Annotated in this window: 7 protein-coding genes and 4 pseudogenes; 3 read left to right on the forward strand and 8 right to left on the reverse strand. The window is 57.3% G+C overall.

The genetic code is table 11. The features are described from left to right. Together istB and ACYPYD_RS02875 are read left to right on the forward strand one after the other, a co-directional pair. Positions 1-504, forward strand: a 504-nt coding sequence (istB, locus tag ACYPYD_RS02870) for an IS21-like element helper ATPase IstB (RefSeq protein ID WP_459662009.1), incomplete at its 5' end; no start/stop codon positions are given. A 129-nt stretch (positions 505-633) separates the two neighbouring features. Next, a pseudogene (locus tag ACYPYD_RS02875) lies at positions 634-1,131 on the forward strand (IS3 family transposase); the annotation flags it as partial. Between the two features lie 34 nt (positions 1,132-1,165). On the opposite strand, the pseudogene ACYPYD_RS02880 reads toward ACYPYD_RS02875, so the two are convergent. Beyond that, a pseudogene (locus tag ACYPYD_RS02880) lies at positions 1,166-1,810 on the reverse strand (IS30 family transposase); the annotation flags it as partial. Between the two features lie 87 nt (positions 1,811-1,897). Between ACYPYD_RS02880 and ACYPYD_RS02885 the strand changes: the two are divergent. Next, positions 1,898-2,865: pseudogene (locus tag ACYPYD_RS02885) on the forward strand (IS630 family transposase); the annotation flags it as partial. On the opposite strand, the gene tnpA reads toward ACYPYD_RS02885, so the two are convergent. The 7 genes and pseudogenes from tnpA to ACYPYD_RS02920 all read right to left on the reverse strand — a co-directional run bounded on the left by tnpA (position 2,861) and on the right by ACYPYD_RS02920 (position 9,363). After that, positions 2,861-3,223: an IS66-like element accessory protein TnpA gene (gene tnpA, locus ACYPYD_RS02890; RefSeq protein WP_459662010.1), complete on the reverse strand. Its 363-nt coding sequence runs from the start codon at positions 3,221-3,223 to the stop codon at positions 2,861-2,863. The pseudogene ACYPYD_RS02885 and the gene tnpA overlap by 5 nt on opposite strands. A gap of 76 nt (positions 3,224-3,299) precedes the next feature. After that, positions 3,300-3,590 (reverse strand): annotated as a pseudogene (locus ACYPYD_RS02895) (transposase); the annotation flags it as partial. A 129-nt stretch (positions 3,591-3,719) separates the two neighbouring features. After that, complete coding sequence (locus tag ACYPYD_RS02900) at positions 3,720-4,940, reverse strand: hypothetical protein (RefSeq protein WP_459662011.1); 1,221 nt, start codon at positions 4,938-4,940, stop codon at positions 3,720-3,722. After that, the gene (locus ACYPYD_RS02905; RefSeq protein WP_459662012.1) at positions 4,885-7,086 is read right to left on the reverse strand and encodes a GumC family protein; all 2,202 of its coding nucleotides are present in this window, start codon (positions 7,084-7,086) and stop codon (positions 4,885-4,887) included. Before ACYPYD_RS02905 ends, ACYPYD_RS02900 begins: the two co-directional genes overlap by 56 nt. Before the next feature lie 78 nt (positions 7,087-7,164). After that, positions 7,165-8,484, reverse strand: coding sequence for an O-antigen ligase family protein (locus tag ACYPYD_RS02910; protein WP_459662013.1), 1,320 nt, complete (start codon positions 8,482-8,484; stop codon positions 7,165-7,167). Between the two features lie 126 nt (positions 8,485-8,610). Continuing rightward, the gene (locus tag ACYPYD_RS02915; protein WP_459662014.1) at positions 8,611-8,874 is read right to left on the reverse strand and encodes a hypothetical protein; all 264 of its coding nucleotides are present in this window, start codon (positions 8,872-8,874) and stop codon (positions 8,611-8,613) included. 204 nt (positions 8,875-9,078) lie between these two features. Further along, positions 9,079-9,363 carry a hypothetical protein gene (locus tag ACYPYD_RS02920; protein ID WP_036528601.1) on the reverse strand — a complete coding sequence of 95 codons (285 nt, stop codon included), beginning with the start codon at positions 9,361-9,363 and terminating at the stop codon, positions 9,079-9,081. Between the last annotated feature and the right edge of the window lie 185 nt (positions 9,364-9,548).

Below are 9,548 nucleotides of genomic sequence, written 5' to 3' on the forward strand. Positions count from 1 at the left end.
CGCAGTCTTGACCGCCGGCTCTTCGAGACGTTGCTCGCTGGCGAATGGATATCCAGGCACGAGAACTTGGCCATCATCGGCCCGACCGGCATCGGGAAAAGTTGGTTGGCCTGTGCGATCGGTCACAAGGCCTGCCGTGATAACCGTTCCGTTCTCTACACCCGGTTGCCGCGGCTAATCGACGAACTCACCTTGGCCAAGGGTGACGGCCGTATCGCTGCTCGCCTGAAAAGCCTTGCCCGGGTCGATCTGCTGATCCTGGATGATTGGGGGCTTCAGCCTCTCGACGGCAACGCCCGGCACCATCTGCTCGAAATCCTTGAGGACCGTTACGGTCAGCGCTCCACGCTGGTCACCAGCCAACTTCCGGTGCCCCGCTGGCATCAGACCATAAACGATCCGACCTACGCCGACGCCATCCTGGACCGCCTCGTTCACAACGCACACCGCCTAGAACTCGAAGGTGAATCCATGCGTCGAAATGCCGCCACCGCCGCGGCTTGACCAAGGCGCCAACATAGGTGACATCCACGACCAACGATCAGGCGCTTCAACTGCGCGCGATCAGATCGGAACGCTGCGCGGCATCAAATCGGAATGCCTGCGCGCGATGGTCGGAATCCGCAGCGAGACCCGGCTTTGCAATCTGCTCGTGCCCGGAAGGATGAAGAGCTGAAGCCCGAAGTTCTGCGGGTCTTTGCCGAGAACTTCGGCGTCTACGGTGTGCGCAAAGTGTGGCGGCAGATGAAGCGCGAGGGCTTCGATGTTGCACGCTGCACTGTACAGCGGTTGATGCGAGATCTTGGTCTGCAAGGGGTGATCCGCGGCAAGCCGGTTCGCACCACGATCGCGGACAAGGCGGCGCCATGCCCGCTCGATCAGGTCAACCGCCAGTTCCATGCTCCAGCGCCAAACATGCTATGGGTCTCCGACTTCACCTATGTCGCGACCTGGGCGGGGTTCGTCTACGTCGCCTTCGTGATCGACGTCTACGCTCGCTATATCGTGGGCTGGCGTGTCAGCCGGACAGCGCACGCCAGCTTCGTGCTGGATGCGCTGGAGCAGGCTATCCACGATCGACGTCCCGTTCATTGGGGCGGCCTGATCCATCACAGCGACCGCGGTTCGCAAGGCGGATTCAACCGGTCATCGCAACACCTGCTTCCTACTGCGGGGCGAGGAACTGGTCGAGGACTTCTGCAGGTGTCTTCCATCCGAGCGTCTTTCGCGGGCGCGTGTTCATGGCGTGAGCAACCGCTTCGAGTTCCTGTATCGAGTGCCGGCTAAGATCGGTGCCTTTTGGGAAGTACTGGCGGAGCAGGCCGTTGGTGTTTTCATTTGAGCCACGCTGCCACGGGCTTTGCGGATCGCAGAAGTAGATTTCCAGTCCACTATCGACCCGGAGCGCTGCGTGCTGGGCCATCTCGGCACCTTGGTCCCATGTTAGCGACTGACGGAGTTTCTCTGGCAGCTCCCGCATGGATTCGGCGATGGCCTTGCGGACGGCTTCGGCTCCATGCCCGGCAAGCGGCGCCCCATTCTTGACCCCTTGCCCACGCTGATACCCCTCCTCGCGGGGCAGGTGCAGCAGCATTGTAAATCGCGAACTGCGTTCGACGAGAGTGCCGATCGCCGAGCTATGCAGGCCCAAGATGAGATCGCCTTCCCAGTGTCCGGGAACAGCACGATCTTCCACTTCCGGAGGCCGCTCGCTTATCATGATGGCGTCCCCTACGAAGGATTTTCCACGACCGCGAGTTCGTTCGCGGGGTACGCGAAGAGCTCGGCCGGAACGTAGGCAAGCCGTAATACCAAGGTGCGTTGAGGCTGACTCACGCGGGGGATTCCCAAGCTCGTGAAAATCTGATTCGACGTAGCAGGCACGTGGAGGCTTGCGATGGCGGCAGCGATTGGGGTTCGGTCTGACTACACATCGGCGGATTTGCGGCAGTTTGCGCGACGAAGCGATGATGCGGATCAGGTCCGGCGGCTGTTGGCGGTGGCTCTGATCCTGGACGGCGGGAGCCGGAGCGAAGCGGCGAAGGTTGCCGGCGTCACGCTGCAAATCGTGCGCGACTGGGTCCTGCGGTTCAACGAAGGCGGCCCCGATGGTCTGACGACGCGCAAGGCGCCGGGCCGGGCCGCGATCCTCAATGACGAGCAGCGCGCGCGGCTTGCGGCGATAGTCGAGGCAGGGCCAATCCCCGCGGCGCATGGCGTGGTGCGCTGGCGGCTTGCCGATCTGACCCAGTGGATCTGGGACGAGTTCGCGCTCTCGGTCACGCGCCATACCCTCGGGCGTGAGCTTCGCGCGATGGGCTACCGCAAGCTCTCGGCGCGGCCCCGCCATCGGGGGCAGAAGGGCGACGACATTGCCGATTTTAAAAAAGCTTCGCTGCCCGCCTGGCGCAGATCAGGCGGCGCCTCCCGCGAGGAACGCCGATAGAGCTGTGGTGGCAGGACGAGGCTCGCATCGGTCAGCAAACCAAGCTCACCCGGCGCTGGGCGAAGCGCGGCACGCGGCCCTCGGCACCCAAGGATCAGCGGCGCTCCTCGGCATGGCTGTTCGGCGCGATCTGTCCCGCCGAAGGTAAAGCCGCCGGCATCGTCATGCCCCGCTGCAACAGCGAGACGATGAGCATGCACCTCGAGGAGATCGCCTTCCACGTCGCGCCAGGCGCACATGCCGTTCTGCTGCTCGATCAGGCCGGATGGCATGGATCGGTCGAGTTGGTCGTGCCGCCCAACATCACGTTGATGCCGCTGCCGCCCAGGTGCCCGGAGCTCAACCCCGTCGAGAACGTCTGGCAGTTCATGCGCGACAACTGGCTGTCGATCCACACCCGCGCGCCTTCCGGGATCATCGGAACGCGGCCAGCGCGGCCGATACGATAGCGGATGAAGCTGACGGAAAGATGCTGACCCGCGTGCCAAGCGTTAGATCCACTACGATCGCAGGGCTCGCGCCAACCGCCATTGTAGGTGCGTCCTCGACCATCACCGCCTCGGCAAACTCAGTCCCATCGTTGGGCGCGGCGACGCCCCTCGTCTTGTAGAGATTGCGCCGCCAAGTGTAGATCAACGAGGTCGATACGTCACGGCGCCTCGCCACGTCTGCCACGCAGGCGCCGGCGGAAAAAGCCTCAGCCAGGATTGATCGTCGCTCTTCAGGTGTCCATCGCCGCCGCCGCTCTGGCCCGGAAAACACTGTCATCTGGCTCATCACCGCTCCTAAGCGCGCTCGTAAGAGCGCTCATAAGACCGGTCGTTAACCGGCCCCGCAAGGCGGGCCTCGCCGGATGGATACTGTGGAACAGGAACCTGCGAGCCAGTTCCCGGAACCAGCCATAGACCGTCTGCCATGCCCCAAAATGGATCGGCAGCATTCGCCAGCCACAGCCCGACCGAACAAGGTAGCGCACGGCGTTGATTACCTCGCGAAAATCCACCTCGCGTGGACGGCCCCGGCGCCCCGGCTTGGGCATCAGGGGCGCTAGGCGATCCCATTCCTCATCGGCCAAATCACTGGGATAGCGCTTCGTCTTCTTGGCAATCTGGGCCATGCGCCCTCGGCTCTGATGGGTCCACATCCAGAGCCTGAATCAGACGCAGAGCCTCGCGACAACCCCCGCCACCGATTTTCCAAACAGCCTCTTAGCGGATGCGTACGGTTCTGCTGGCGTTTACCGAAAATCACCGAGGAAAAGGCGTCCAAATAATTATTCGCCACCGGACAGTCTTGCTGACGCAATGTCGCTCGAGCCTGACCGGACCGTGATACTCAGTTCTTGTGCGGGACATTTCTTTGGGATTGTGAAAGACCATTCATGCTCGATTTCGCCCGCCAATGGAACATCAACCGCCCCCCCACCACCACCGACACATGCAATATGCCACTTTACTTTAGAAGAAACGGAATCATTGCCTAATTTTAGCGTGTAACGGCCAGTATTCAGAGCAATGTATCGACGTGCAACCGTACGGAGCAACGGATCAGTACTCAAATAATGCAGTACGCTAGCACCGTGAATTTTAACCACCTCTACATCAACGTTTGGGCTTTCGGGATAACGCCAGTCCGAAGGCCCCGGAGCGACGCTTACGGGAGTAAATTCGAGATAATCAACACTTGTACGACCAACAGAACGACAAAATGCGCTCCACAAAACTGTCGCTGACCTCAAATTTCCAGTTGTCACAAGGCTCTCAGTTTGACTTGATAGCCTCAAGCAATCAAATTGGCTATCATGATTTGCCATATGATTTGCCAAGTGTTCAACCGTAGCTACAGGCAAGTTCACCGCAGCCCATAGAAGGAAATCGGTACCCAAATATTTATCATGTGCGATTAACGCGTTCTCGAAAGCAGATACCCCTCCGGGCGCTTCAAGCGTGGCTCGAGTCAGGTCCTTCAGCCAATCGGACCTCTCCCCCAAACGCCACAGACCAACAACACGGTTTGCAGCAACCTGCAGCGTACCCTGTTGCAAGGAAGAAAGAATCACTACTCTCTGCACAAAGCGATCGCGCCAACCGCGGCTTGCGGCGATTTGTAGAGTGCCTGTGGCAGTATCTTCCTTGCCATTCGCGATCAAACCGGCGGCGTACAGTGACAACGCTTCGGCTGGTATGGGGCGCCGCTCGACGAGCGTACGGGCAAGTGCCTCCCCCTCGACAGTATCGCCTCGCTCGAAAGCATAACGGCTAAGGATGCCTAAGGAATCGGCTCGAAACCGGTCCGGAACCAACATTGCGACGGTTAGATCGCCCCTGCCCTGACGATCTAGCTCGACGCCGACCGCCATCAGCGCGATGAAAATGATCAAGGAGTACCAGACAATCGTGAAAACAACCTTGCCTGGCCCGCCACCTACCAACTGTTCATCACTTAGCATCTGAGCCGTAGTTATAATAATTGTAGGTATAGTATTGATAGTCATCGTCACCCACGCGTGGCTGAAAGCGATTCAGCACCACGCCAAGAATATTGGCATCGACAAGCGAAAGGCGGCGCAGCGCGGATTTAACGGCACCACGATGGAAGCCCGACCCATCGATCACAAATAGCACACCGTCAGCATGCCTCGCCAGGATCACCGCATCCGAAAGTCCAAGCAGAGGAGCGGAATCAACAATAACAACATCATACCTCTCTCGCGCCTGTGCAAAGAAGGCGGGCACACTATCTCCCGAAAGGATCAAGGCTGGATCAGGGGGCGTCGGCAGACCAGAGATATAATCAAGGTTTTCAAATTCAGATTGTACCAGAACCTCATCAAAAGTCTTATTACCCGTCAGAAGATCAGTTAGCCCGGCGCGGCCATCCGTTCCCATCTTGCGATGCAGGGTCGGGCGCCGAAGATCCATATCCACCAGCAATACCTTCTTATCCAAACTGGCAATGTCGCGCGCGAGTGTGCGAGCAGTGGTGGACTTGCCCTCTCCTTCACGCGAACTTGTAACGCATAAAACTTTCGGGAGCCCTGTAGATGTCGAGTAGCGAAGGTTCGTGACCAATGAACGGTATGCCTCGCTAATGCCAGATCGCCGGTCGGCGATTTGGTCGTCGACACTTTCCCCCTCCTTCATCTGCGGGATAAGACCGAGCAAACGCATGCTCAACTTACGTTCGACATCGTCTGGTGTTTGCACGGTGTCATCGAAAATCTCACGTAGGAACACAGCTGCCGCAGCAAAAATGAGGCCAAGAATGAATGCAACCGCAAAGCTTATGCTGAGCTTAGGTGAGGCTGGGACGCGTGGAACTTCAGCACGATCGACGATTGTGATGTTATTACTCGAAGCGCCTGCCATCGCACTAATCTGATTGTATCGCGATAGTAGCGTTTCGTAGAGAGTCCGATTGGTATCAGCTACGCGCTTCAATACCGAATACTGCACACCCCGATCTTGTTCACCCAGCGCGTCGTTGCGCAAGGTGTTAACCTGATCGATAAGAGACTTTTCCTTCTCAAGCGCAGCTTGGTAATCGATATAAGCAGTCTTCTTCAGCGTATCGGCAAGCATATTGATTCGCCGATCCAGTTCGGCAATCTGCGCACGCTTTGAGTCCAGAGTAACATAGCCTTCTAGGTGCCGAGACCGCTCTTCAGCCAGTTCGCCTTCAATCTTGGTCTTTGCACCGACGAGTTGTTGGATGGCTTGGTTGGAGTTCACCTCCGGCACACTAAGCGCGGGCTGTTTCGCCAGCGTATTCCACCGATCTTCGGCAGCAATACGATCGGCCACAGCCTTCGACGCCGCATCATTCAACTGCACCAGCTTGTTATTCGTGACGGAGAGCGCCGCTTCTTGCGTTCCGCTGTCGCCTTGGCTAGTGACCCGGATTAAACCCGCCGCACGTGCGTATTGGTTAAGGTCACGCTCGGACTGCGTTAACTTCGCGCGAGCTTCGGAAAGCTGATCGCCGAGAAAACGACGTGCGTAGGCGGAACTCTGGTACTTTTGATTTAAGTTGTATTCGACATAACGGTCGGCGTAGATATTTGCGATTTTCGCGGCTAGTCCCGCATCACGGCTTGTAACGGTGATTGTCGCGATCCGGCTGTCGGATGGAAGTTCAACCTCGATATTGTTGAGCAGCAAATCGACCGCAGCGTCCTGACGCGCCTCCGCCAACCCCCTGCCTTTGAGGCCATCCTCCTCGGGGATCGTTGCCCCAAGCGCTTCAAAGAAGGCCGGCTTTTTGTCGAACCCGCCACTCTGTACGACGTTACGAGCGAGCGAACGGCTCTGAATGATGCCCATTTGGGTTTGTAAAAAGCGATCGGTATCCCATCCAGCTCCAACCTTCTGAAGCTCGCTACCCTCAATGATTTGATCCGCCTGATCCTCAATAAGAACCTGCGCATTCGCCCTGTACTTTGGCGTAATGAGCAGAGTGAGCACGACACCAGCAAGAATGGTCCCCGCCATGATCGTGAGGATCAAAACAATGTTGCGGCGGATAGCCTGAAGGACCGCCTTGAAGACGGCAGCAAAATCAGGACCGTCTGCGACATCCTCGGGATAGCTTCCCGCCACATCCTTGTTCAAACCAACGTTTTGCAAGTCTTTTCCCGCCATAAAGTTGCGACACAACGGATTGCGCCCACAATTAAATCACTTGCACCCTTCGGGGTATTAATGTTCTCTGAACTGCAGCTAGCCTTTTCTTTCTTTCCCTCTGAGCATCAACCCAAGCATTAAAGCAGCCACACACAGCAGCGCTTGACTGCGTAGGGGATAATCAAGAATCGACTGCAAAGCCAAGAGCATAAAACCGGCAAGTGCGGCGACCTGAGGCCCACGGTCTATTTCCCCATGGATGCCACGCCATCCCAAAATGGCGATGAGGGCACCCCAGCAAACAGCAACGGTTACCCCTAGAATTCCCGATTCGAGGGTAGTTTCGAGATATTCGTTGTGCGCGCGTGCAGCGCGGCCAGGGCTCAAACTCTCGAGAGACTCATCCACTTGGAACACTTCATCGAATGTCCCGATGCCGCTCCCCAATGGCCAAAATCTGGCGATAGCCGACTGCGTGTCCCTCCAGATCGCAGGCCGAGCATCTTCCAGCGTATCGAAACGCGACAGACTGTTCTGAATGCGCGCGTTGCCTGCCAAAATACCAAGCACGGCAGCCAGACCTAACAGTGCACCGATCAACGTAAGCGAACGCCAGCGCGGATTGATAAATTCGCCGCGAAAACTCCACATATAGATGGTCAGCATCGAGAGCGGTATGATGGCTAGGGCCATACTCGAACGTGAGCGAGTGAGGAACAGGCCCAATCCAAGAAACAACGCGAGGACCACGCCTATTGCTACAGGCAGCAAGCGGGGGCGAGGACGCCAGAGAATCCCAATTAGAGCACACAGGACGATGTCTATAAAAAGGCCCGCCGTATTGCGGTTTGCGAAAGTCCCCTGCAAATCCTGCGTTCCGGTAGCCTGCGCATAAAACATGAATTCTTGGTTCCCAAGAGCCAATTGCTGGGTGCCGACGAGAACCTCGAATATTCCACAGATGACTAGCACGGCCAGCAGAGCACGACGGTCACTATTTTTCGCCTGAAAGGTAAGAACAAGAATTGCGAATGGAGGCAACAAGGATAGAAAAGCGATGAACGTCCGGGGTGCATTCAACGAAAATGGCATCCAACTTTGTTCTTCGCCAATCAAGGCCAGTGATTGGACTGCCAGATCTCTACCTGGCAGTTGACGCCATATTGAAGGGGGGAGCGGCACGCACTGCAGCGCGGGAATTAGAAGCGTCACCACAACCAATACGACCAACCCACGCGGCGCCCGCTTAAAAAAGGACAGAGCAGCGCGCGCATTAAGCGACAGCGCGGCCAGAGCCGCCAACTGGACTACGAGATTCGCAAGACCAGCACCAGAACCACCTCCACCAAAAACAAAGGCAATGACCACCAATAGCTGGGCTGTTAGGATGCGCGAATTCGACCACAGCAGCTTCATACCCCCGTGCTCCCGCAATGCCTTATGCACGAGCAGACCGCCTTCCGAACGCTTCATCAACCTAAGGGACAGAAAAATCCCGCCCTCGGTAAACCAAGAGCGGGACTTTTATTCGACCTGGAAAAATCAGGAGCCCTTCGACTTGTCGTCGTCGACCGCCTTGTAGATACCGTAGCCCGCTACAGCGGTGCCGACGACCGCAAGGGCAACAACCTCGCCGTCCGCCTTATGCTTGCTACGCACAGCGGTCGACTGGCGCGCGCCATTGCTCGAAACATTTGCGATCGTCCCGGTCGCCGCCGATGCGGTCGCACTCGCATGAGCAGCGATTGGGGAACCGAGCACGCCCGCAGCGGCCATAGCTACTACGAGGACATTCTTGAGCTTCATACAGCTTCCTAAGATTGTTTATGGGCGTGAACGTTCAGGTGCTTTACCGCAACGCACAATGAAACGCAAAACCAAATTCCGCCTATCAGGTTCGTGACCTCTGGCCTGCTGCGGTTTGATGGACACCGAAGATAAGGTTTTTTAGGCTCCTCCCGCTTGGCGTTAAAATTCGATAGGGCTGAGCTCGACTTTGTACGTTTTTGGTCAGGTCCAGGTCCAGAAGATGCTGTTTTCAGCAACGTGGTCGAGTGCTTGATCGAGGGGCAAGACGCATCCGCCCATATCATCGATATTTTCCCATTTTCGCTGGTGTGACCAGTAGCCGAGCCTGACTTCGTCACGCGTGCCGACAGGCTTGAGGCGGGCGATCGGTGCCTCGGTTGCCAGCAGATAGAGATGGTAAGCGCCTTTGTTCTCATACCATCCGACGCCGCCGCCGTTGGCCGCGTCGAACGTTTCGATGCGCAGAATGATTTCCTCGTCTTTCATGGTGCATCCATTGCCGCCGTCAGGTCACAGCATATCCGAGTCACCTCACCGCATGGCAACAGCCTAACCTGTTTTATTCACGGAGGCGGGTGATAGGGTTGGCGGGAGTGGCGTAAGCGATTGCTTTGCAGTAGGAAAATGGGTGTCTAGACCAGTCCTGCAGCGAGGCAATTTATGCCACGGAC

Source organism: Novosphingobium sp. 11B, assembly GCF_054589055.1.